This is a genomic window from Ochrobactrum sp. SFR4 (assembly GCF_019730395.1).
GTDB lineage: Bacteria > Pseudomonadota > Alphaproteobacteria > Rhizobiales > Rhizobiaceae > Pseudochrobactrum.
The window spans coordinates 1-245 of the sequence record NZ_JAAPBB010001171.1; the positions used below are offsets into that span (position 1 = coordinate 1).

The 245-nt window shown below is 43.7% G+C and carries 1 protein-coding gene; it reads left to right on the forward strand.

Going from position 1 to position 245, the window contains the following annotated elements; translation table 11 throughout:
- Positions 1-31: 31 nt before the first annotated feature.
- A partial coding sequence (locus HBA93_RS22735; protein ID WP_353619436.1) for a GntR family transcriptional regulator occupies positions 32-245 on the forward strand: 214 nt, incomplete at its 3' end.

Consider the following 245-nt stretch of genomic DNA (forward strand, 5'->3'; position numbering starts at 1 on the left):
GAGGTAAATTATATAAGTGGGGCAAATTACAGTGAATAAAGCAGAAGAAATTTATCAAATTTTGCGGCAAGATATTGTGGAGGTGCGGCTGTTGCCGAATACCCCACTCAGATTATCTGCGATTTGTGAAAGGTATCAAGTTGGTTCGACGCCACTGCGTGAGGCTTTGACCCGTCTTGAAATGGAGCGTCTGGTGGGATCTGCAGCAAATAAAGGTTTTTTTGTTGCGCCTGTTTCTGTTGATG